This window comes from Roseovarius marisflavi, from assembly GCF_900142625.1.
In the GTDB taxonomy this organism is placed as follows: Bacteria; Pseudomonadota; Alphaproteobacteria; order Rhodobacterales; family Rhodobacteraceae; genus Roseovarius; species Roseovarius marisflavi.
In genome coordinates, this window is the sequence record NZ_FRBN01000029.1 from 1 (window position 1) to 21504 (window position 21504).

At 60.9% G+C, this 21504-nt stretch carries 23 protein-coding genes; 4 read left to right on the plus strand and 19 right to left on the minus strand.

What is annotated here, in order from left to right; all coding sequences use genetic code 11:
• Positions 1–164: GTP-binding protein (locus BUB78_RS17180; RefSeq protein ID WP_245813515.1), on the minus strand; the 164-nt coding region annotated here is incomplete at its 3' end.
• A 131-nt stretch (positions 165–295) separates the two neighbouring features.
• Positions 296–1003, minus strand: a complete 708-nt coding sequence (locus BUB78_RS17185) for a hypothetical protein (protein ID WP_073200213.1) — start codon at positions 1001–1003, stop codon at positions 296–298.
• 117 nt (positions 1004–1120) lie between these two features.
• Between BUB78_RS17185 and BUB78_RS17190 the strand changes: the two genes are divergently transcribed.
• A complete protein-coding gene (locus tag BUB78_RS17190) occupies positions 1121–2506 on the plus strand; it encodes a cytochrome P450 (RefSeq protein ID WP_073200215.1) in 1386 nt (461 codons plus the stop codon).
• Between the two features lie 51 nt (positions 2507–2557).
• Here BUB78_RS17190 and BUB78_RS17195 read toward each other — a convergent pair whose 3' ends face one another.
• Positions 2558–3433, minus strand: coding sequence for a 3-hydroxybutyryl-CoA dehydrogenase (locus tag BUB78_RS17195; RefSeq protein WP_073200217.1), 876 nt, complete (start codon positions 3431–3433; stop codon positions 2558–2560).
• 160 nt (positions 3434–3593) lie between these two features.
• Here BUB78_RS17195 and BUB78_RS17200 point away from each other — a divergent pair, with 160 nt between their 5' ends.
• Positions 3594–4427, plus strand: coding sequence for a DUF6473 family protein (locus BUB78_RS17200; protein ID WP_073200292.1), 834 nt, complete (start codon positions 3594–3596; stop codon positions 4425–4427).
• 71 nt (positions 4428–4498) lie between these two features.
• Here BUB78_RS17200 and BUB78_RS17205 read toward each other — a convergent pair whose 3' ends face one another.
• From BUB78_RS17205 to BUB78_RS17230, 6 genes are all read right to left on the minus strand, one after another.
• Entirely contained in the window at positions 4499–5425 is a 927-nt protein-coding gene (locus BUB78_RS17205; RefSeq protein WP_073200219.1) for an electron transfer flavoprotein subunit alpha/FixB family protein, read from the minus strand.
• The gene (locus BUB78_RS17210; protein WP_073200221.1) at positions 5425–6183 is read right to left on the minus strand and encodes an electron transfer flavoprotein subunit beta/FixA family protein; all 759 of its coding nucleotides are present in this window, start codon (positions 6181–6183) and stop codon (positions 5425–5427) included. The genes BUB78_RS17205 and BUB78_RS17210 overlap by 1 nt, the downstream gene beginning before the upstream one ends.
• Positions 6184–6370: 187 nt before the next feature.
• A complete protein-coding gene (locus BUB78_RS17215) occupies positions 6371–6943 on the minus strand; it encodes a cob(I)yrinic acid a,c-diamide adenosyltransferase (protein WP_073200224.1) in 573 nt (190 codons plus the stop codon).
• Positions 6944–6947: 4 nt separating this feature from the next.
• Entirely contained in the window at positions 6948–7154 is a 207-nt protein-coding gene (locus tag BUB78_RS17220; RefSeq protein ID WP_073200226.1) for a twin transmembrane helix small protein, read from the minus strand.
• A 119-nt stretch (positions 7155–7273) separates the two neighbouring features.
• Entirely contained in the window at positions 7274–8101 is an 828-nt protein-coding gene (locus BUB78_RS17225; RefSeq protein ID WP_073200228.1) for an SDR family NAD(P)-dependent oxidoreductase, read from the minus strand.
• A gap of 37 nt (positions 8102–8138) precedes the next feature.
• Positions 8139–8738: an SH3 domain-containing protein gene (locus BUB78_RS17230; protein ID WP_245813561.1), complete on the minus strand. Its 600-nt coding sequence runs from the start codon at positions 8736–8738 to the stop codon at positions 8139–8141.
• A 181-nt stretch (positions 8739–8919) separates the two neighbouring features.
• Between BUB78_RS17230 and parC the strand changes: the two genes are divergently transcribed.
• Positions 8920–11226 (plus strand): DNA topoisomerase IV subunit A, encoded by a 2307-nt coding sequence (gene parC, locus BUB78_RS17235; RefSeq protein WP_073200233.1) that lies wholly within the window; start codon positions 8920–8922, stop codon positions 11224–11226.
• 18 nt (positions 11227–11244) lie between these two features.
• On the opposite strand, the gene BUB78_RS17240 is transcribed toward parC, so the two are convergent.
• From BUB78_RS17240 to BUB78_RS17275, 8 genes are all read right to left on the minus strand, one after another.
• Positions 11245–12123: a lysophospholipid acyltransferase family protein gene (locus tag BUB78_RS17240; RefSeq protein ID WP_073200235.1), complete on the minus strand. Its 879-nt coding sequence runs from the start codon at positions 12121–12123 to the stop codon at positions 11245–11247.
• A gap of 49 nt (positions 12124–12172) precedes the next feature.
• Positions 12173–12451, minus strand: a complete 279-nt coding sequence (locus tag BUB78_RS17245; RefSeq protein WP_073200237.1) for an HPr family phosphocarrier protein — start codon at positions 12449–12451, stop codon at positions 12173–12175.
• Between the two features lie 12 nt (positions 12452–12463).
• Positions 12464–12856 carry a PTS sugar transporter subunit IIA gene (locus tag BUB78_RS17250; RefSeq protein WP_073200294.1) on the minus strand — a complete coding sequence of 131 codons (393 nt, stop codon included), beginning with the start codon at positions 12854–12856 and terminating at the stop codon, positions 12464–12466.
• Between the two features lie 7 nt (positions 12857–12863).
• Positions 12864–13757, minus strand: a complete 894-nt coding sequence (gene rapZ / locus BUB78_RS17255; RefSeq protein ID WP_073200296.1) for an RNase adapter RapZ — start codon at positions 13755–13757, stop codon at positions 12864–12866.
• Between the two features lie 53 nt (positions 13758–13810).
• Positions 13811–14248 (minus strand): HPr kinase/phosphorylase, encoded by a 438-nt coding sequence (locus BUB78_RS17260; RefSeq protein WP_073200239.1) that lies wholly within the window; start codon positions 14246–14248, stop codon positions 13811–13813.
• A gap of 4 nt (positions 14249–14252) precedes the next feature.
• Positions 14253–15965, minus strand: coding sequence for a sensor histidine kinase (locus tag BUB78_RS17265; RefSeq protein WP_073200241.1), 1713 nt, complete (start codon positions 15963–15965; stop codon positions 14253–14255).
• Positions 15965–16666: a response regulator transcription factor gene (locus BUB78_RS17270; RefSeq protein WP_073200243.1), complete on the minus strand. Its 702-nt coding sequence runs from the start codon at positions 16664–16666 to the stop codon at positions 15965–15967. The genes BUB78_RS17265 and BUB78_RS17270 overlap by 1 nt, the downstream gene beginning before the upstream one ends.
• A gap of 477 nt (positions 16667–17143) precedes the next feature.
• Entirely contained in the window at positions 17144–17917 is a 774-nt protein-coding gene (locus tag BUB78_RS17275) for a sulfite exporter TauE/SafE family protein (protein ID WP_073200245.1), read from the minus strand.
• Positions 17918–18063: 146 nt separating this feature from the next.
• Here BUB78_RS17275 and BUB78_RS17280 point away from each other — a divergent pair, with 146 nt between their 5' ends.
• Positions 18064–19752, plus strand: coding sequence for an acyl-CoA dehydrogenase family protein (locus tag BUB78_RS17280; protein WP_073200247.1), 1689 nt, complete (start codon positions 18064–18066; stop codon positions 19750–19752).
• Here BUB78_RS17280 and BUB78_RS17285 read toward each other — a convergent pair.
• Together BUB78_RS17285 and BUB78_RS17290 are read right to left on the minus strand one after the other, a co-directional pair.
• On the minus strand, positions 19749–20723 hold the full coding sequence (locus BUB78_RS17285) for an SLAC1 anion channel family protein (protein ID WP_073200249.1): 975 nt from the start codon (positions 20721–20723) through the stop codon (positions 19749–19751). The genes BUB78_RS17280 and BUB78_RS17285 overlap by 4 nt on opposite strands.
• A gap of 9 nt (positions 20724–20732) precedes the next feature.
• Entirely contained in the window at positions 20733–21431 is a 699-nt protein-coding gene (locus BUB78_RS17290; protein WP_073200297.1) for a fumarylacetoacetate hydrolase family protein, read from the minus strand.
• Positions 21432–21504: the final 73 nt, after the last annotated feature.

The window sequence follows — 21504 nt, forward strand, 5'->3', positions numbered from 1 at the left end:
CCGCGTGCCTTTTCTTCGGGCGCGCCGTCGATCTGATCATAGGCTTTGAAATCGCCGAAGTATTTCGTGATCGCAGCCGTCAACGTCGTCTTGCCGTGGTCAACGTGACCAATGGTGCCGATGTTTACGTGCGGTTTTGAGCGGTCAAACTTTGCCTTAGCCATATTTCAGGGCGCCTTGTCAGTTGGGGGGCCCAGAGGCCCGGTTATCTACTCCGCGCGCCGTCTATTGGGTTGCGCCGGGAAAATCAAGCCCAACTTGGCCGCTGAAGCCGCTGCCCTGCACCACGTTGTATCTACTCGGCCACAGGCGCGGCAAGTTCCGGCTCTTCGATGACTTTTGAAGCGGCGGTGAACTGTTCCGCGGCACTGAGCACCTCTGGGGCGAGCGTCTCATCCGCCGCAGAGGCGTCGGCCTCGTCGGATGCATCCGACGCTGGGCGGCTCTTGCCCTTGGCCGGGTTGCCGTCATTCTCGAACCAGCCAAGATCGTTATTCTGATTCTGCAGCCAGTTCTGAATCTGCTTGGCGGCATTCCGGCTCAGATTGAGCATCTGTGTTTCCTTGCTCTGGGTCAGACCCGAGCCAAGCAATGTCGGGCCGGAAATGGTTTCGACCACTGTCACCGTATGGGGTTTTTCGTTGAGCTTTATGCCCGCCGCATCGTCCCAGACGGTGACCTTGAGGATCAGCGCCGATTTCGGCGAGACCACAAGAGGCACGCCCGGAATCGCAAGCACATAGCCCTCGACGCTCACCCCGAGATGATACAGCTTGGAGCCATCATAGCGGCCAAAGCGATCCGACATCGCCGTGGTCATTGCCGCGATCCATTCCTCCTTGGTCGCCTCGCGCGAGGCCGGCCCCTTGGTCAGGTTCGGCGCAACAACCACGTTATGCCCAAGATGAAAGTTGCCCAGATAGGCCGGCGCCTCATCAAGATCATTGGGATTGGTGCAGCCGGTGATCAGAACCAGCCCGAGAAGGGCGAAAAGGCGGGTCATAGGGCAATTCCTTGGAAATGGCGTTGGCGCTGGATACAACAGCACTGCGCCCTTCGCAATCATTTGCCCAAATACGACGCCGCCCCTATATACTGGGGATCAGCAGAAAGGTGCCCGATGCAACCCGCAGCCCCGTCACCCGCCTCCACAAGCCCGGTTCATGCACATCCCGTCAAAGTACCGCTCGTCACCGAACCGATGAACGTTTTCGCCAGCCTCAGGGCCGCGCGCGCGAATGTGTTGTCGATCATCCCGGCCATCGCCACCCGCCAGCCGATGGTGTCAGGACGCACCGGCAAACGCTGGCACATGGTGATGGACCCGGATGCGATCCGCCGGATGCTCTTGGGGAATCTTGACGATTATCCAAAGTCGCTGGTCACCAAGAATCTGCTGCGCCCGGCGATTGGCGAATCGCTTTTCATCGCCGAGGGCGCGCATTGGCGCTGGCAGAGGCGTACGGCCGCGCCGGTGTTTTCGCATCGCAACATGATGGCGCTTGCCCCGATCATGACCGCCGCCGCCGAACGGTCCTGTGCGCGTCTCGCCGAGGCCGGCCCGCGCGCGGTGGATATGGCCGCCGATATGGTGCGCACCACCTTTGATATAATCGCCGATGTCACCTTTTCCGACGATGGCACCTTTGACGCCGACGCGGTGCATCGCGGGATTGATGCCTATATCTCGGATGCCGGCAAAATCTCTTTGTTTGATATCCTCGGCCTGCCCGACTGGGTGCCGCGCCCGGCGCGGATCATGTCGGGGGGCAGTGTGTCGGCGATGAAGCGCGTTGCCGATGAGGCGGTCGAGGCACGCCGCGCCCGTGGGCCAGAGGGCGTGCCCGACCTGCTCGATTTGTTGATCGCGGGCGAAGACCCCGAAACCCACCGCAGGATGGACACCGCCGAACTGCGTGACAACCTGTTGACCTTTATCGTCGCGGGCCATGAAACGACCGCTCTGACGCTGGCCTGGTCTCTTTATCTTTGTGCGTATGATCAGGGCGTTCAGGACCGTGCCCGCGCCGAGGCGCAAAGCGTGCTCAATGGCCGCGCCGCCACGGGCGAGGATGTGGCCGCCCTGCCCTATGTCCGACAGATCATCGACGAGGCCCTGCGACTCTATCCGCCTGCGGGGATTATATCGCGCACGGCGCAGGCCGCAGATACCCTGTGTGGGCGCGAGGTACGCCGCGGTGATACGGTGATCATTCCGATCTATGCGCTGCACCGCAATCACCTGCTCTGGGACGACCCCGACAGCTTTCGCCCGGATCGTTTTGCCGATCGCAAGGCGGTGCCGCGCTATGCCTACCTGCCGTTTGGCGACGGGCCGCGAATTTGCATCGGGGCAAGCTTTGCCCTGCAAGAGGCCGTGATTATTCTGGCAACGCTGTTGTCGCGCTTTCGCTTTACCCCTGTGGCCGGGCGAGACCCGAAGCCGGTCATGATCCTGACGCTGCGCCCCGAAGGCGGTGTCTTGCTTGAGGCGGAGCCGGTTTAGAGCGCTCCGCGCGGGAGTATTTATGGAAAGATGAAAGCGAGAGCGGCTGCCCTAGCGCGTGGGCACCGGTGTCTCGTCGCGATAGTCATAAAAGCCGCGCCCGGTCTTGCGCCCAAGCCAGCCGGCCTCGACATATTTGGTGAGCAAGGGACAGGGCCGGTACTTGGTATCGGCCAGCCCGTCGTGCAGCACATTCATGATGGCAAGGCAGGTATCCAGACCGATGAAATCGGCCAGTTCGAGCGGGCCCATCGGGTGATTGGCCCCAAGCTTGAGCGACTCGTCGATGGATTTGACGTTTCCGACCCCTTCATAGAGCGTATAGACCGCTTCGTTGATCATCGGCATCAGGATGCGGTTGACGATAAAGGCCGGGAAATCCTCGGCCGAAGCGGCGGTTTTGCCAAGCTTCTCAACCACCGCAAGACAAGAGTCATAGGTTTCGCGATCGGTGGCAATGCCGCGAATGAGCTCGACCAGCTGCATCACCGGGACCGGGTTCATGAAGTGAAACCCCATGAATTTTTCCGGGCGGTCGGTGCGGCTTGCCAGCCGGGTGATCGAGATCGACGAGGTGTTCGAGGTCAGGATGGTGTGGGGCTGAAGATGCGGCAGCAATTCGTCGAAAATCGCCTGCTTGACCGGCTCGCGTTCGGTCGCGGCCTCGATCACGAGGTCGGTCGCGCCAAGGTCGGTCAGGGTCTGGGTGGTGGTGATCCGGGCCATGGCCGCATCCATGTCGTCCTGGCTGATTTTCTCGCGGCTGACCTGGCGGTCAAGGTTCTTGCGGATCAGATCAACGGCATTTTTCAACGCTTCGCCGCTGATATCGTTGAGCAGCACATCATAGCCCGCTAGCGCCATCACATGGGCGATGCCATTGCCCATCTGCCCTGCGCCGACCACGCCAATTTTCGCAATATCCATCTGCCCGTCCCTGCCGTTGTTCGTCCCTAGCATAGGCCCCGTCCGGGGCAGGCTGCAAGAGCCGGAAACCGCTAAAAACAGGGGTTAATTTTAGCTTTAGGGATTTCTCAACGGAAATGCGCGAATCCTGTTCCCGGGTGAGTTAAAAATGGGGGGCGTTATGGCCTTTGAACGGATGGGGCGGCAGCCCCTTGACTATATGCCTGTGCGCTATGGGACATCAAAACTGCTGTTTCGTGGGCCGCAACAGGTCTTGAGCACCGAATACGTGGCCTGTCTCGGGGGCACGGAAACTTATGGCAAATTCATCGACCGGCCCTACCCGGATCTTCTGGAACGGCAATTGGGCATGGCCTGTGTCAATTTCGGCTGGGCCAATGCCGGGGTCGATGCGTTTTTAAAGGATGACGGGCTTATCGACCTGGCGCGGAATGCAGAGGCCGTGGTGCTTCAAATCCCCTGCGCGATGAACCTGACCAATCCGTTTTACCGGGTGCATCCGCGCCGCAATGACCGGTTTTTACAGGCAACGGATCGCATGCGGCGGCTTTATCCCGAGATGGATTTTACCGAATTCAACTTTACCCGCCACATGATGGCGCGGCTGAACCAGATTGCGCCGGAACGCTTTTCGGTATTGCGCGAGGGGCTGCAAGACACCTGGGTCGAGCGCATGGAACAGTTGTTGGAGCGGATTGAACGGCCCGTTGTGTTGCTGTGGTTCGCCAGCCACAAGCCAGGGCGCGGCGATGGCCCCGCCGATATCGCCAATGACCCCGCCTTTGTCAGCCGCGCGATGCTGAACAAGATCGCCAAGCACGCCGCGCGACTGGTTGAGGTGGTGATAAGCCGCGCCGCGCGCGAACAGGGCACGCGCGGCATGCGCTTTGCCCCGATGGAAGAAACGGTTGCCGCCGAGCTGCCCGGTCCGCTGGCCCATAGTCAGGTCTCCAAGGCGCTTTTGCCGACGCTGACCGAGGTGTTAACCGAATAGGCGCAAACAACGAAAAAGGCCCGCGCATGAAATCTGCGCGGGCCTTTCCAATTCGAACGGCAAGGCCGGTATCAGAGCTTTTCGACAAGCTCCGGCACGGCAGTGAAGAGATCGGCGACGAGGCCGAAATCGGCGACCTGGAAGATCGGCGCTTCTTCGTCCTTGTTGATCGCGACGATGATCTTGCTGTCTTTCATGCCCGCGAGGTGCTGAATCGCGCCGGAGATGCCGACCGCGACATAAAGGTTCGGCGCCACGACCTTGCCGGTCTGGCCGACCTGCCAGTCATTCGGCGCATAGCCCGAATCGACCGCGGCGCGGCTTGCGCCGACAGCGGCACCAAGCTTGTCCGCGAGGCTTTCGATCAGCGCGAAGTCGTCCTTGGAGCCGACACCGCGACCGCCCGAAACCACGACACCCGCCGAGGTAAGCTCGGGGCGGTCCGAGGCCGCGACCTTGTCCTCAACCCATTCCGACAGGCCCGGATTGGCAACCGCCGAAATCGTCTCGATCGGGGCAGCGCCCTGTTCGCCGGCGGCGTCAAAGGTCGATGTGCGGAACGAGATGACCTTCTTGGCATCGCGCGACTTCACGGTCTGAATGGCGTTGCCGGCGTAAATCGGGCGCTCGAAGGTGTCTGCATCGACAACGCCGGAGGCATCCGAAATAACCATCACATCCAAAAGCGCCGCGACACGCGGCAGCACATTCTTGGCGTCGGTCGTGGCCGGGGCAACGATGTGGCTGTAATCGCTTGCAAGGCTGACGATCAGCGCCGCAGTGGGTTCCGCCAAACGGTGCCCAAGCGAGGCATCTTCGGCGACCAGCACCTTGGAAACGCCCGCGATTTTCGCCGCGCCCTCACCAGCGGCGGCGGCGGATGCGCCACAGCACAACACGGTTACATCGCCAAGTTTCGCGGCCGCCGTCACGGCCTTGGCGGTGGCGTCGATCGACAGTTCACCATCGGTGACTTCTGCGAGAAGTAGAACAGACATTACACGGCCCCCGCTTCTTTGAGTTTTGCAACAAGCTCGTCCACCGAGCCGACGATGATCCCCGCCGCGCGGCTGTCGGGCTCTGACGTGCCGGTGATTTCAAGGCGCGGGGTGACATCGACGGCGTAATCGGCGGCGGTTTTCTCATCCAGCGGCTTTTTCTTGGCCTTCATGATGTTGGGAAGGCTCGCATAGCGCGGCTCGTTCAGGCGCAGATCGACCGACACGATGGTCGGCATGCTGACCTTGATGGTCTGAAGACCGCCGTCAACTTCGCGGGTCACAACGGCGCTGTCACCGTCGATATCAAGCTTGGAGGCAAAGGTTGCCTGGCTCCAGCCCAGAAGCGCCGAGAGCATCTGGCCTGTGGCGTTCATGTCGTTGTCGATCGCCTGCTTGCCGCAGAGCACGACGCCGGGCTGTTCCTCGTCGATCACCGCCTTGAGGATCTTGGCCACGGCCAAAGGCTCGATATCGGTGTGAACGTCATCCGCCGCAATCACCAGAATCGCGCGATCCGCGCCCATCGCCAGCGCGGTGCGCAGCGTTTCCTGGGCCTGCTTGACACCGATCGAAACGGCGATCACCTCATCGGCCTTGCCGGCCTCTTTCAGGCGGATGGCCTCTTCAACGGCGATCTCGTCAAACGGGTTCATCGACATTTTGACATTGGCTAGATCGACACCGCTGCCGTCCGCCTTGACGCGGACCTTAACGTTATAATCGATCACGCGTTTGACAGGTACGAGCACCTTCATTGGCATGGTCTCCCTCAGAATGATGAAGAGCCGACGACTCTTCGGTAAAACTATCTTGCGCGTTGATACCGGGTCTGGCGCAGGTGAAACAGGGCAAAATCGTCACGTTAGCGTCTCACGACGTCGCGTTTCCGGTTTTGAGCGCAAGAATCTTGCGAGAGTGTTTCAGGCCGCTGCCTTGGCGTATTTATCGGTTCGCGCCCGGAATCCACAAAACATCGTCTTTGCCGCCGTTATTGGCCATGCGCGAGGCGACGAAGAACCAGTCGCTCAGACGGTTGAGATATTTCACCGCCGCCTCATTCACCTGTTCGATTGTGGCCAATTCCACCGTCAGCCGCTCGGCCCGGCGCGACACGGTGCGACAGAGATGCAAATGCGCCGCAAGCGCCGATCCGCCCGGCAGGATGAAGCTGCGCAGCGGTTCAAGATGCTTGTTCATCGCGTCGATTTCCGCCTCAAGCCGGTCCACCTGACTGGCGGCCATGCGCAGCGGCGGGTAGTCTGATTCTGCGTCCTTTTCCATATCCGGGCGGCACAGATCGGCGCCGAGATCGAAAAGATCGTTCTGAATGCGCGCAAGCGCCTCATCGGTCTCGCCCTCGGCGGCAAGCCGGGCAAGGCCGACGGTCGCGTTGACCTCATCCACCGTGCCATAGGCGGTGACGCGCGCCGAATGCTTGGCCACCCGCGAGCCATTGCCAAGCGCGGTTTCCCCGGCATCGCCGGTGCGCGTGTAAATCTTGTTCAATACGACCATTAGGTTAGCCCCCCTGCCTGCGGTAATAGACGAAAATAAGGATTAGTACGATGGCAACGGCCTGCGCGATAAGGCGCCATTGCATGAATTTATTCGACCGTTTGGCGTTCTCGACTCCCTCTTTGCCAAAGGTGCTTATCCCCCTGATCAGGATCACCGCAACGGCAATACAGGCAACAGCCACGAGGATGAAAAGCGGGTCTTGCAGCATGAGATCGTCCTTTCCGAGTCGGTCCTAAGGGCCACATGTAGGCGCGCCGGGGCAAAAAGCGAAAGGGAAATCATGACGCAGCCCCAATGCGCGGCCGACACGCAAGAGCCGGACCAGCCCTAGCCCTTGCTTGTCACCCAATCAAGCGCCCGCACGGGCAGAACGCGACGCAGCGTGCCCATCAAATGCGTCGGCGTCGTCACGTAATAGCGCGGCTTCGGGCGCCGGGCCTCCAGGGCACGCACAAGCACATTGGTCACCGCCGAGGCGGGCCATTGCGGCCCCTTGCTGCTGCCCTTGTAAAGCTGGTCCAGAAGGGTGGCGCGATATTCCTCGACCCTCGCGGAATTCTCCCAATCCACCCATTTCTCGAATTGCTTGATCGCATTGGCGCGAAACGGCGTGTCGATCGGGCCGGGATCAATGATCGAGACATGAATACCCGTCCCCTGAAGCTCCATGCGCATCGCATCGCTCATCCCCTCAAGGGCAAACTTGGTCGCCACATAGGCCCCGCGCCATTTCATCGCCACAAGCCCCAAAACCGAAGAGCATTGCACAATCCGCCCCGCCCCTTGGGCGCGCATCACCGGGATCACCCGACGTGTCAGATCATGCCAGCCGATGAAATTGGCCTGAAAAATCGCGCGCATCGCCGCGGTCGGGATATCCTCGACCGGTCCGGCAATCGCATAGGCGCCGTTGTTGAACAGCGCATCAAGCCGCCCGCCGGTCGCCTCAAGCACCTCTGCAAGGCCCGCCTCGATGCTCGCCTCATCCTCATAGTCGATCCTCGGGCTGTCGAACCCCTCATCGCGCAGGCGCGCGCAATCTGCCTCTTTGCGGCAAGAGGCAAACACCCGCCAGCCAAGCGCCCGAAGCGCGTGGGCCGCATCATAGCCGATGCCCGTCGAGCAGCCGGTGATCAAAATGGTTTTTTCAGTCATGGCGCCGTTCTGACCTGCGCCGTCGGCCGATGCAAGCCTAGTTTGCCGCCGTCAAAAGCCGATCCGCCATCCAGCCGATCCGCCCGGTCTCAAGCACCTTGAGCTTGATCCAGCCATTGCCGGGATCGCGCAACACGATCACTTCGGTGCCACGTGTCACCTGTCCGACCCGGCCATAGTTGGTGCCGGGGCCGGTGCGCATGTTCACCTTGGTGCCGGTCACTTCGCGGATATCGCGGCTTTGCGCCAGGCTGTCCTGCACGGTCTCGACCTGCTCTGCTGTGGCGTCAAGTTCGGGGGTTTCGGGCACTGCGGCGGGCGCGGCCTTGACCGTTGGCACGTTTATCACGGCGGCGACCTGCGCCGTTGGCACGGCCTCGGCAGAGGCAAGCGTGACCGCCACGCGTTTGCCCACCGTCAGGCCGAGATCATGCAATGAGGTGATGGTTCGCGTCGCGGATGTATCGGGCGCGACCGCGCCATCTTGCGAAAGCTCAATCACATTCACCCGCAGCGGACGCGGCTTGGGGCGTTGATTATCAAGAACCGCACGCGCCTGAATCGAATTGGCGCTCGGGCGGTACTCGGCCCCATCACTGAGGACGTAAAAAGACCAGCCCAGAAATGCAAAACTCACAATAATAAAGCGCCACATCGCGCATCCCCCACATAACCCACAAAATTTATCTAAAAGCTTGGCAGCTAGGGATCATAATATGCGATTCGCGCCTGCCGTTCAGGGGGAAATCCGAAAACTTTCGCGCGCTGTGGTTTCTATGTGCTTTACGCGGATTTGCACGGCGGTTATCACCGCATCTATGAGTGATTTAGTCGATGACCCCAAGATGCTGCCCGAGGCCGTGCCAGAGACGCTGCGCCGCGCAATTGGCGAGCGCTATCTGACCTATGCGCTCTCGACGATCATGCACCGGGCCCTTCCCGACGCGCGCGACGGTCTCAAGCCGGTGCACCGGCGCATCCTTTTCGCGATGCGCGAACTGCGGCTGAGTTCGACCGGGGGGTTCCGCAAATCCGCCAAGATCAGCGGCGACGTGATGGGCAACTATCACCCGCATGGTGACGCGGCGATCTATGACGCCATGGCCCGCCTCGCCCAGGATTTCGCGGTGCGCTATCCGCTGGTCGATGGTCAGGGCAATTTCGGCAATATCGACGGCGATAACCCCGCCGCCAGCCGCTATACCGAGGCCCGGATGACCGCCGTCGCCGAGGCGATGCTTGACGGGCTCAACGAAAACGCGGTTGATTTTCGCGACAATTACGACGGCACCCTGACCGAGCCGGTCGTTCTTCCGGCCAGCTTTCCGAACCTTCTGGCCAATGGCTCAAGCGGGATTGCGGTCGGCATGGCCACCAATATCCCGCCGCATAACATCGCCGAATTGGTCGATGCTTGCCTGCATCTGATCAAAACGCCGGATGCGCGCGACGACACGCTGTTGAACTATATTCCGGGCCCCGACTTTCCCACCGGCGGGGTCATCGTCGAGCCGCCGGAAAACATCGCACAGGCCTATCGCACCGGGCGCGGGTCGTTCCGGCTGCGCTGTAAATACGAGGTCGAGGATCTTGGCCGCGGCCAATGGCAGATCGTGGTCACCGAGATCCCCTATCAAGTCCAGAAATCCAAGCTGATCGAAAAGATCGCCGAGCTGATCCAGACCCGCAAGGTGCCTATCCTCGCCGATGTGCGCGACGAAAGCGCCGATGACATCCGTCTTGTGCTTGAACCGCGCTCAAAGAATGTCGAACCCGAGGTTCTCATGGGGATGATGTATCGCAACTCCGATCTCGAGCTGCGGTTTTCGCTCAACATGAACGTGCTGATCGACGGGGTCACGCCCAAGGTCTGTAGCCTCAAGGAGGTTCTGCGCGCCTTCCTCGATTTCCGCCAAGAGGTTCTGATCCGGCGCTCGCATCACCGGATGGAAAAGATCGACCACCGGCTCGAGGTTCTTGAGGGGCTGATCGTCGCCTTTCTTAACCTTGATCGGGTGATCGACATCATCCGCTATGACGACGATCCCAAGGCCGCTCTCAAACGCGAGGATTGGGGCCAGAGCTTTGTGCGCGCCACCTCTGAGGCCGATTATGTCTCGCCCCCCGTGGGCGGTGAGGACGGGCTGACCGAAATTCAGGCCGAAGCCATCCTCAACATGCGCCTGCGCAGTTTGCGCCGCCTCGAAGAAATGGAACTCAAGCGCGAGCGTGACGCCCTGATGGCCGAGCGCGCCGGGCTTGAAGACCTGCTTGACGACGCGGCCCTGCAATGGGCGGCGATTTCGGATCAGCTCCGCGAGGCCAAGAAAACCTTTGGCAAGGATCACGTCTGGGGCGCGCGCCGCACCCGCTTTGCCGAGGCCGGCGAAGTCGAAGAGGTTCCACTTGAGGCGATGATCGACCGCGAGCCGATCACCGTGGTCTGTAGCGAAATGGGCTGGATCCGCGCGCTGACCGGCCATATCGACCTGAACCGCGAGCTTAAGTTCAAGGATGGCGACGCGCCGCGTTTCATGTTCCATGCCGAAACCACCGACCGGCTTTTGGTGTTCGGCTCGAACGGACGGTTTTATACGGTGAGCGCCTCTAACCTGCCCGGCGGGCGCGGCATGGGCGAACCGCTGCGCCTGATCGTCGATCTGCCGAATGAGGCCGCGATTGTCGATCTGTTCATCCACAAACCGGGCCGCAAGATACTTGTCGCGTCAAGCGCGGGCGACGGGTTTATCGTGCCCGAAGACGATGTGATCGCCCAGACCCGCAGCGGCAAACAGGTGCTCAACGTGCGCGGCGATGTCCGCGCGCAGGTCTGTCATCCGGTCACCGGTGATCACGTGGCCTGCGTTGGCGAAAACCGCAAGGTTCTGGTGTTTGCGCTTGATGAATTGCCCGAACTTGGCCGCGGCAAGGGCGTGCGCTTGCAGAAATACAAGGATGGCGGGCTAAGCGATGCCACCACCTTTACGCTGGCCGAGGGGCTAAGCTGGCTTGATCCGGCGGGCCGTACCCGCACCGAAACCGACCTGACCGAATGGTTTGGCAAGCGCGCCGGGTCTGGCCGCATGGCGCCACGTGGCTTTCCGCGCGACAACCGATTTACATAAGGCGAGCGAGGGCTCGGTTTAGTCGCCCAGAGAAAGGGTATGCTCGCGCAGCCATTCCATGAAACCGCGCGGATCGTTTTCAAGCATCTTCATGCGCTCATCGCTGATCGGGGCACCGACAACCGGCTTTTGCGGCCGGTTGCAGCTATGCACCACCTCATGCAGCAACAGCCCCTGGCGCAGGGTCGGTGAAATCCGGTTCGCCATCTGATACCAGCGCGAATTCGAGCCGGGAAAAAAGATCGGCACCACGGTCGCACCCGACCGGCGGATCATCTGCGCGGTGAAAACGTTCCATTCCCGCTCGACGGCGGGGCCGAACATCGTGTCGCTAGAGGCCACGACGCCCGAGGGAAAGACGCTGATCAGCCCGCCCTCTTTCAGGTGGGCCATGGAATTGGCACGCATCTCGACCGATTTGCGCTGTGCGTCGGGTTCATGCGGGAAGGGCACCGAGATCATGTAAGAGGCCGCAACCTCGTCGATTCCGGTCAAAAGCGCGCGCGTCAGTATCTTGTAATCGCTGCGCCGCCGCCCGATCAGATCGGCCAGGATCATCCCGTCGACAAGACCATGCGGGTGGTTTGCCACCACCACGACCGGCCCCTCAAGCGGGATATGCGCAATTTCTTCGTCCGGGGTCAGAAGCGGGATGCCCATTGTATCCAGCGCCGCGCGCCAGAATGCCTGACCGGTGGGCGCACCGCGCTTTTCGAATTTGCGGATCATGCCGACAATCGCCAGCTTGCCCGTCAACCACTCCATCGTGCGGATGATGACAGAGGTCATCTTGCTGTCGAAACTATTGGCATAGGTCAGGCTGCGGCGGTCATATTTGGTGAATAAGACCGTTTTGCCGGACTGATCGCCGGGCTCGTGCTGCGCCTTGATGCTCAAATGCTCCGTCCCTGTTTCGCTTCTATCGCCGACACGGGGGGCCGCGCCGTCACATATCCTCGCCAAAGCGGTCTGCCACCAGTGCCGCCACCGCATCCGCAAGCGGCCCGGCATCCGGCCCCGCGATTTCGACGTCAATAGTGCTTCCTTTGGCTGCTGCCAACATCAAAAGCCCCATGATGCTATCCCCAGAGGCGGATTGACCGCTGTGGGACACCTCTGCCACCGCATCAAATCCTTCGACCACCTCAACCAGCTTGGCCGCCGCGCGGGCATGCAGCCCCTTCTCGTTCACGATCTTAAGCTGCCGGGTTATCTTGTCTGTCATGATATTACTTTCTCAGTCAGCCGACACATTGTGGCTATCTATATACTTGCGCCCTGCCTCGAGCGCCGCGCGCACCGCATCGGGCACACTCATCTGGCGGCTTTTCGCCAGCTTGATCAACATCGGAAGATTGGCCCCGTAAAGAATACGGCGGTTGTCGGGTCGGCACGCCCGAAGCGACAAATTCGACGGCGAGCCGCCAAAGATATCGGTCACAATAACAACCCCGTCACCGGTATCGACCGCATCCGCCGCCGCACAGATTTCATCCTGTTTCAGCGCGCGATCATGATCCCCCTCGATCATGATGGCCACAATACCGGTTTGGGCGCCCACCACGTGTTCGACCGCCTTGAGATATTCGCGGGCAAGCCCGCCATGTGCCACGATCACAATGCCGATCAAGACAGCCTCACTCCCTCGGTTGCGGCCCGGCGCCGTCGGGCACACCGTGCCGCTCAAGCTCTCTGTGCCTTATTGACACCTGCCAGCCATCCTCTGCAAGGCTTTGCGCAAAAGTTTCTGCCATGCACACGCTTCGATGCTGTCCGCCGGTACAGCCAAACCCGATCGACAGATAGGCCTTGCCCTCGGCCTCATAGGCCGGAAGCAAGAGGTGCACCAGATCCCCTGTCCGCGCACAGAACGCTTCAAACCGCTCATCCCTGCGCACATATTCGGCCACCTCGTCCGACCGCCCATCAAGCCCGCGCAGGGCCGGTTCCCAATACGGGTTTTGCAGAAACCGGCAGTCAAGCACCATATCCAGACCGCGCGGCAGGCCGCGTTTATACGAAAACGAATGCACCGACACCGCAAGCCGGGCCGCACCCTTCGGGGCAAACCAGCGTTCAAGCTCGGCCCGCAGATCATGCGGGGACATCTCGGATGTATCGATCAGGATATCCGCCCGCGCCCGCACCGGTCTCAACAGGTCAAACTCGCGCGCGATACCCATTCCGGGGCTTTCGGCCGGCGCAAGCGGATGGCGGCGCCGGGTCTCGGAAAACCGCCGGAACAAAACGTCCGCACTGCAATCGAGGTAAAGCACCTGCAACGGCACGCCCGCGTGCCAATCGCTTCGGTCAATCACCTCGATCAGGGCAGCCGTCGAGAAATCGCGATTGCGCACGTCCACCCCAAGCGCCAGCGGCTTTTCGGGCGCGTGCCCCTCAAGCAGGCGCGGCAACAGCGATAGCGGCAGGTTGTCGATCGCCTCATAGCCCATATCCTCAAGCACCCGGATCGCCGTCGTGCGCCCCGCCCCTGACGGGCCGGTCACCAGCACAAGCCGATTGGCCGCCATATCGGGAATCGCAAGATCGGGTTCAACTGCGCCGCCAGGCATTCGGGTCTCCTTCAGGCCAATTTGCCATGTTTAAGATAGAGAAGTAGTGCTGCGGCCAAGTGAGGAAAAGCGGATTTTCGCACAGAGGGAATATCCAGACCAAAAATCACCTCGTGCCGCAAGGGCGGCAGTCGCTCGGCCTCTTCGTTATCCATGTCGACGATCAACGCCAGCGGCTGTGCCGTGACCCGCGGCAGATGCAAAATACCCATGCCACGCGCCTCGATCTGGCCTGCTATGGCCTCGGGTGCGGTGGCCAGAACCTGCGCGCCGTCGCGCCAAAGGCGCGTTCGGTCATCCGCAACAAGATCGGCGCCAAGCGCGAGAAGGTGCAGCGCAAGCCCCGATTTACCACGTCCCGCCGCCCCACGGATAAGGACCGCGCGGCCCGAATGGGCAACGCAAGTGGCATGCACGATGATCTCGGAAGGGTCCGCCGTGTCGCTCACCGGATCAGACCGGCAAACCCACGACGAAACGCGCGCCAAGCGGCTCGGATGTGGCATCTGCATGGGTCGGGCGGATATTCTCGGCCCAGATCACACCATCATGCGCCTCGACGATCTGCTTGGAAATCGCCAGGCCGAGACCGGAGTTATTGCCGAAATCACCCTCGGGGCGTTCCGAATAGAACCGCTGAAACACCTTCTCAAGCGCCTGATCGGGGATGCCGGGGCCGGTGTCTTCGACCACGACAAGCACCCGGTTGGCCCGGCGCCGTGCCCAAAGCCGGATCGCATCACCCTCTTCACAAAAACTGATCGCGTTGGTGATCAGGTTGACGAAAACCTGCGCCAGACGCGCCTCAAGCCCGGTGATGACAATCGGCTGACTTGGGAAATCCGCGATAAACTCTATGCCCTTCTTGTCAGCCTCTTCGCCAAGGTACTGGCCAAGATTGCGCAGCATGTGCAGCAGATCGAAGGATTCCTGCTCTTCTTTCACAAGCTCGCTATCGAGCCGCGAGGCGTTGGAAATATCGCTGACAAGGCGGTCAAGGCGGCGCACGTCGTGCTCGATCACCTCAAGCAGGCGCTCGCGTTGATCGTCGCGCTTGGCAATCCGCATCGTGCCCACGGCCGAACGCAAGCTGGCCAGCGGGTTCTTGATCTCATGCGCCACATCGGCCGCGAATTGTTCGTTTCCGTCAATCCGGTGATAGAGCGCGGATACCATACCGCGCAAAGCCCCGGAAAGCCGCCCGATTTCATCCGGCCGCGCCGTCAGGTCAGGGATGCGAATGCGCCCTTTGGCGCCCTTTCCGCGATTGCGCTCGCGGCCGATTTCGGCCGCCATCGCCAGATCGGCAAGCGGATTGGAAATGGTAGAAGCCAGAATGAGGCTAAGCCCGACCGACACCAGCGTCGCGATCAGGAACATCTGCAACACGCGCTCGCGCTCGGCGCGCGCCAGTTTGTCGATCTCTCCGGTGGCATTGGCAAGCGCCACAACCGCAACCGGCTCCCCCAACTGCATCACAGGGGCCGCAACCGACAAGACCGTGCCAAGCACCGTCTCACCAGTTTGCACCTGAATGCCGTCATTGACGGCCATATCCACCATGTCGCGCGCCAAATCTTCAACCGAGCGCTGACGACCGTCGCGTTCTGCGCCGGAAAACGGCGCCGAAAGACGATCCCAGACCCGGCTCAGAAAGTCGGTCATCGGGGTCGCTGGCAGGTCACGCGCCGCCCCGAGCCGCGCCGATGTACCAACCTTGTGACCCGCCAAAACGCCCGTGCGGTCAAAAATGTACACCTCGGTACCCGCATGAATGTTGAGCCGCGACAGCGTGTCTTCGATATCAAGACCATCACCGCTCATCAGGCTCACAGGCGCACCAGCAGGCAGGCGCGCCTCGACCACATCGGCGATAAGGGCGGTCTGCCCGATCAGACTATCGGCGCGTTGCAATGCGAGATTGTCATGCGACGAGTTGAGATAGAGAATCCCGACCACCAGAACATTGAGAGCGATCAGGTTAAAGGTGATGATCTTGCGTGTCAGCGAAGATTCGCGAAACGAAAACCACCCCCGCTGCGCACGATGCGCAGTGAGTTCGGTTTCGTCCACCCGGTCGGGTGCAACGAAATCATCCCCAAGGACAACATCGTTATCCTGTCGCTGCGCCATATTGCGCACCCCTATCCCCTCGGCGAGAGCCATTATTCCTCGTTGTACCTGTAACCGATACCATAAAGCGTTTCGATCGCCGAGAATTCAGCATCGGCCATCCGCAATTTCTTGCGCAGACGCTTGATGTGACTGTCGATGGTGCGATCATCGACGTAAACCTGATCGTCATAGGCCACATCCATCAGCTGATCGCGGCTTTTGACAAAACCGGGGCGCTGCGCAAGCGCCTGCAGCAGCAGGAATTCGGTCACGGTCAGCGACACATCCTGGCCTTTCCAGCTTACCGAGTGACGCAGCGGGTCCATCCGCAGCTCGCCACGCTCGATCACCTTGGTTTCCTCGGTATCGGCCACGACGTCGCCGTTATTGGCATCCTGACGACGCAGAAGCGCGCGGATGCGTTCCACCAGAAGACGCTGCGAGAACGGCTTTTTGACATAATCGTCCGCGCCCATGCGCAGGCCGAGAACCTCGTCGATCTCATCGTCTTTCGAGGTCAGAAAAATTACCGGCATCTGCGATTTCTGGCGCAGACGCTGCAACAGGTCCATGCCATCCATGCGCGGCATCTTGATGTCCAGCACGGCCATATCCGGCAGCTTCTTGCTGAAGGCATCAAAGGCCTGCTGGCCATCATTGTAGGTTTCAACCTCAAAGCCTTCGGCCTCGAGCGTCATTGATACGGATGTCAGAATATTCCTGTCATCGTCCACAAGGGCGATTTTCGACATAGATTTGTTCCTTTTACTGCTCAGATTACCTGCTTTTTTTCGCTACTATGCTCTGGTTTGGCGCATCCAATCAATCCAAATCTGCGAATCAGCCCCCAAGCGACGCCCCATTGACGCAAATAAATCTTAGGAATGGCTAAATTGACTCACTTTTCCCGCAGGCCGTGATTGCTGAACTCGCCAGCAGCCGCTTGGTTGCGCGATTTTCCGTGGGAATGTGCCTGCCGCGCCAAATCGCCCTGTTTTCGCGAAAAATCAGCGCGTTAAGAGGCGCCTGAGCGGGCAAATCTCTGACCGCCCCCCATCGTTGCGCCCTATCGCGCGGACATGGCCGACCATAAACTTGAAAATCATGGCCTTCGGACGTGTGACACCGCATCCGCTTGAAGAACAGCGATCACAGGGCCGGGCGATGCCTGCCAAAACCGGATTGGTCCACGTTAACCGATGCCGCCAGGCCTTTTCGGATATCCGCAGCTACATAATCATAATGCCCCGCCGGATCAGGTTAAGCCCGGCGATCAAGAGCACCCAAAGCGTCATCCGGCGAAACGCCGCCTGATCGAACCGATCCTGAAGCCGAAAGCCGATCCAGATCCCCAAAAGCGCCGGTGGCGTCATTCCAAGCGAGAGCGGCACTGTCTCGACCCGAAGCACACCCGAGCCGATATGTGCCCCCACAAGCGCCAATGCACCGAGGCCATAGATCACGCCCTGCACGCGCATCTGTTCGGTCTTTTCCGTGCCCCGCGCCGTCAGCATCGCCACCGTCGGCGGGCCCCACATGCCCGAAATGCCGCCAAACACCCCGGCAAGCGCGCCCATCGCCGCCTCGCCCTTTGGCCCCTGATCAGGTGACAGGCGCAATCCTCGCCCAAACAGCGTCGAGAGCGCATAAAGCGTGATCAGCGGCCCGATGAACAACAGCATCCCCGAAGGCGGCAAGACCGGCACCAACTGTGCCGCCAGCACCATCACCACGCCGCCCACGACCAGGAACACCCGGAACCGGCGCACCGAGGCCAGGGCGGCGCGCGTGCCCTGGCGCAGGGCCTGCCAGAGATTGGTGGCCAGCGTCGGCAGGATCAGCGCCGCCAGCGCCAGATCAGGCGCCATGACCGAGCTAAGCCCGGCCATCATCACCGTCGGCATGGCAAAGCCGACCACGCCCTTGACCATGCCCGCACAGATCACCACGCCAAAGGCAAAGGCCCAGACCCAGAGCGGCCCGATATCAAAAAATGCTTCCATGACCCCCTCTTAACATGCCCGCTAGTGCGGCACTGCAGAAAATCAATGCGCAACTTTCAATCAAAAACATCATCCTTTTCGTAAAATAGTTGCGCTGCACCTGCGAAGTAGATAGAACAAGCCGCAACCACGAAAGGACGCGTTAAATGGCACATGACGGACAGGATATTGCAATGGCGAAACCAATCATTCTGGGCGACCTTCTGGCCCTCACAGGCGCGTCGATTGCCCCGGTTGAAACCCTCTTTGAGGCGGCAAAAGCCAATATTCGCCAAATGGTTAGCATTGACGGCCGGGTGTCTGGCGCGGCGATAGAGGCGAACCAGTCGGCGGCCCATGGCCTCGCCTGGCTCGCGACCTATACGGAATCTTTGCGGCAGATGCAGCATTGGGCCACCCGGCTGAACGATTCCGGCACTTTTGGCGAGGTCGAACAGCTTTTGCTGCAAATCGGCTTTGGCGAATATCTTGGCCAGATTCAGGGCGGCATTCTGATGAATCAGGGCGAGATCATCCGCCCGCATGACATGGGCCTGAGCGCCGCCGACATCGCCGCGCTTCTCACGCCCGCCGTGACCACCCTGATCGCCGAAGGCAACAGTCAGGCCGCGCGCACCCGCCTTGTCGAGCTGATGCAGGAACGCTCGGCCGAGATCACCGTCGGGCGCACCGGACTTGACGACGAGCTTGAAATGATCCGCGAGCAATTCCGCCGCTTCTCGGTCGACAAGGTCGAACCCCACGCACACGAATGGCACCTCAAGGACGAGCTTATCCCGATGGAGATCATCGAGGAGCTTGCCGAAATGGGTGTCTTTGGCCTGACCATCCCCGAAGAATTCGGCGGCTTTGGTCTGTCCAAGGCCTCGATGGTCGTGGTCTCCGAGGAGTTGAGCCGTGGCTATATCGGCGTCGGCAGCCTCGGCACCCGCTCCGAGATCGCCGCAGAGCTGATCCTGTGCGGCGGCACCGACGCGCAAAAGGCGCATTGGCTGCCGAAACTGGCCAGTGCCGAAATCCTGCCGACGGCGGTATTTACCGAACCCAACACCGGCTCTGATCTTGGCTCGTTGCGCACCCGTGCCGTCAAGGACGAGAACGGCGACTGGAAGGTGACCGGCAACAAGACCTGGATCACCCACGCCGCGCGCACCCATGTGATGACCCTGCTCGCGCGCACCAAGCCCGACACCGCCGATCACCGCGGCTTGTCGATGTTCCTGGCCGAGAAAACGCCCGGCACCGACGAGGCCCCCTTCCCCACGACAGGCATGAGCGGCGGCGAGATCGAGGTGCTCGGTTATCGCGGCATGAAGGAATACGAGCTTGGCTTTGACAACTTTCATGTGAAGGGTGAAAACCTTTTGGGGGGCGAAGAGGGCAAAGGCTTTAAACAGCTGATGGAAACCTTTGAATCCGCCCGCATTCAGACCGCCGCCCGCGCCATCGGCGTGGCGCAATCGGCGCTTGATGTGGCGATGAAATACGCCATCGACCGCAAGCAGTTCGGCAAGAGCCTGATCGACTTTCCGCGCGTCTCGGGCAAACTTGCGATGATGGCCGTCGAGATCATGATCGCCCGCCAGCTGACCTATTTCAGCGCCTGGGAAAAAGACAATGACCGGCGCTGTGATCTTGAGGCGGGCATGGCCAAACTGCTTGGCGCACGCGTCGCCTGGGCGGCGGCCGACAATGGCCTTCAGATTCACGGCGGCAACGGCTTTGCCCTTGAATACACCATTAGCCGCATCTTGTGTGATGCGCGTATTCTCAACATCTTCGAAGGGGCGGCGGAAATTCAGGCCCAGGTCATCACCCGTCGCCTGCTGGATTAATCCGGCACGAAAATCTCGTTGTTTCGCACGGCTTGTGCGGTGCGGAACAACAGCGCCAGTATGATCACGCAGAGCACGGCCAACAGGCCAATTCCGATGATGCGATGCCCCGCCGATCCGGTGGCATCGGCATAGGTAAAGCTGGCAATCGTCACCCCCGCCATCGGAAAGCTGAGCGCCCAGAACGCCAGCGAAAACGGCAGCCTCAGCAGCCTTGGCAATTGCACCGCCACGATCAGCGTGAACAAATAAGCCCCGTTCAAAAGCACGCGGGCAAAGGGATCAATCCCGCCGACAAGCGCCACCCAGGCAAGAAACCCGACCGAGGGCGGCGCGATCAGGATGACCAGCGTCGGCTGAAGCCGCACCGGCAAGGGATCATGAAAAATCAGCCGGTTCATCACCAGAACCAACATGACGATCCAGAAAACAAGCCCGACCGAGGTGAAAAACCAGCTGATCTCAACATAGCCCAGGGGCACGCCGGCAATCGCCACGATCACATTGCCCACCGCCGGAATGAACCAGGCTGGCGTCAGATGGCCATGTTGAAACGACCGCGCACTGATCCAGCCGCTGAAAACCGAGACCGTCAGAACAAGCTGTAGCGGCACCGCCACAAGCCACATCGCCCGCGCCAGCCCCGGTGCCGGGTCAAGCATCACCACCGACATCAGAACAAGCGCAATCGAGATCGCCGGAAAGAACGCAAGCTTGACCGGGTGCTGCCATTCGGCCACCACCGCGCCCGGATGGCGCAGGCCCTTGGCGACATACAAAACCGACACGGCCGCAAAAACCACCATGCTCAGCAGATGCGCCGCACCGGATATCAAATGTCCAAGCCCAAGCGCGGCTTCGCCCGCGCGCAGCGCAAGCGTAAAACCGCAGAGCCCCATCACGATGGTGAAAAGCGTGACCGGCACATGCGCGACCCAGCCGCCCGGGTCAGGGTGCTGCCCCTCAGACATGCCCGGCGCCTACTCCGGCGCGCCGATGCTCAGGAAAAGGTCGCTCAGCCCTTCGATCTGACCGTGCAGCTTGCTGCCGGGTTTGACCGGCCCCACGCCCGCCGGCGTGCCGGTATAAATAAGGTCGCCCGGCATCAGGTGATAGAACTGCGACAGATGCGCGATCACGTCGGGCACCGACCAGACCATATCGCTGAGCCGGGCGTCTTGCACGGTTGCGCCATCAAGCATGAGGCGGATCGCCTGATCGGCGATCTCGCCAAACTCTGCCGCCGGGGTCAGCGGCGCGATAATCGCTGAGTCTTCGAAGTCCTTGCCCAGATCCCAGGGCCGGCGTTTGTCTTTGGCCTGCGCCTGTAGATCGCGGCGCGTCAGGTCGATGCCGCAGGCATACCCGTAAACCGTCTGCATCGCCTCGCCATTGGAGACCCTAAAGGCGGGCGCGCCTATGGCAACGACAAGCTCCATCTCGAAATGACAATCCTGCGTGCCAAGCGGATAGGCGATGCTGGCCCCGCTGTGACAGATCGTATGCGCGGATTTGGTGAAATAGAACGGCGCCTCGCGATCCACCTCATTGCCCATCTCGGCGGCATGGGCGGCATAATTGCGCCCGACGCAGAAAATCCGGCGGACGGGAAAGCTGCCGTCTTGCCCAAGAACGGGAATTTGCGGCGCGGCGGGCACGTCAAAAAGCGGTTTTGTCATAAGGGGCTCCGGGGCTGGCTGGTATTTTTCCCGCCTGTTATGCGCCCGCCCCCGGGCCTTGTCAAAGCCTGCC

Bases quoted from the DNA above. Each gene is read 5' to 3' on its own strand.
- BUB78_RS17275 (WP_073200245.1), bottom strand. From the start codon at position 17,917: ATGGAAGCATTTTTTGATATCGGGCCGCTCTGGGTCTGGGCCTTTGCC.
- BUB78_RS17190 (WP_073200215.1), top strand. From the start codon at position 1,121: ATGCAACCCGCAGCCCCGTCACCCGCCTCCACAAGCCCGGTTCATGCA.
- BUB78_RS17215 (WP_073200224.1), bottom strand. From the start codon at position 6,943: ATGGTCGTATTGAACAAGATTTACACGCGCACCGGCGATGCCGGGGAA.
- BUB78_RS17195 (WP_073200217.1), bottom strand. From the start codon at position 3,433: ATGGATATTGCGAAAATTGGCGTGGTCGGCGCAGGGCAGATGGGCAAT.
- BUB78_RS17205 (WP_073200219.1), bottom strand. From the start codon at position 5,425: ATGTCTGTTCTACTTCTCGCAGAAGTCACCGATGGTGAACTGTCGATC.
- BUB78_RS17200 (WP_073200292.1), top strand. From the start codon at position 3,594: ATGGCCTTTGAACGGATGGGGCGGCAGCCCCTTGACTATATGCCTGTG.
- BUB78_RS17210 (WP_073200221.1), bottom strand. From the start codon at position 6,183: ATGAAGGTGCTCGTACCTGTCAAACGCGTGATCGATTATAACGTTAAG.
- BUB78_RS17280 (WP_073200247.1), top strand. From the start codon at position 18,064: ATGGCACATGACGGACAGGATATTGCAATGGCGAAACCAATCATTCTG.
- BUB78_RS17185 (WP_073200213.1), bottom strand. From the start codon at position 1,003: ATGACCCGCCTTTTCGCCCTTCTCGGGCTGGTTCTGATCACCGGCTGC.
- BUB78_RS17290 (WP_073200297.1), bottom strand. From the start codon at position 21,431: ATGACAAAACCGCTTTTTGACGTGCCCGCCGCGCCGCAAATTCCCGTT.
- BUB78_RS17270 (WP_073200243.1), bottom strand. From the start codon at position 16,666: ATGTCGAAAATCGCCCTTGTGGACGATGACAGGAATATTCTGACATCC.
- BUB78_RS17285 (WP_073200249.1), bottom strand. From the start codon at position 20,723: ATGTCTGAGGGGCAGCACCCTGACCCGGGCGGCTGGGTCGCGCATGTG.
- BUB78_RS17265 (WP_073200241.1), bottom strand. From the start codon at position 15,965: ATGGCTCTCGCCGAGGGGATAGGGGTGCGCAATATGGCGCAGCGACAG.
- BUB78_RS17220 (WP_073200226.1), bottom strand. From the start codon at position 7,154: ATGCTGCAAGACCCGCTTTTCATCCTCGTGGCTGTTGCCTGTATTGCC.
- rapZ (WP_073200296.1), bottom strand. From the start codon at position 13,757: ATGGCGGCCAATCGGCTTGTGCTGGTGACCGGCCCGTCAGGGGCGGGG.
- parC (WP_073200233.1), top strand. From the start codon at position 8,920: ATGAGTGATTTAGTCGATGACCCCAAGATGCTGCCCGAGGCCGTGCCA.
- BUB78_RS17245 (WP_073200237.1), bottom strand. From the start codon at position 12,451: ATGACAGACAAGATAACCCGGCAGCTTAAGATCGTGAACGAGAAGGGG.
- BUB78_RS17225 (WP_073200228.1), bottom strand. From the start codon at position 8,101: ATGACTGAAAAAACCATTTTGATCACCGGCTGCTCGACGGGCATCGGC.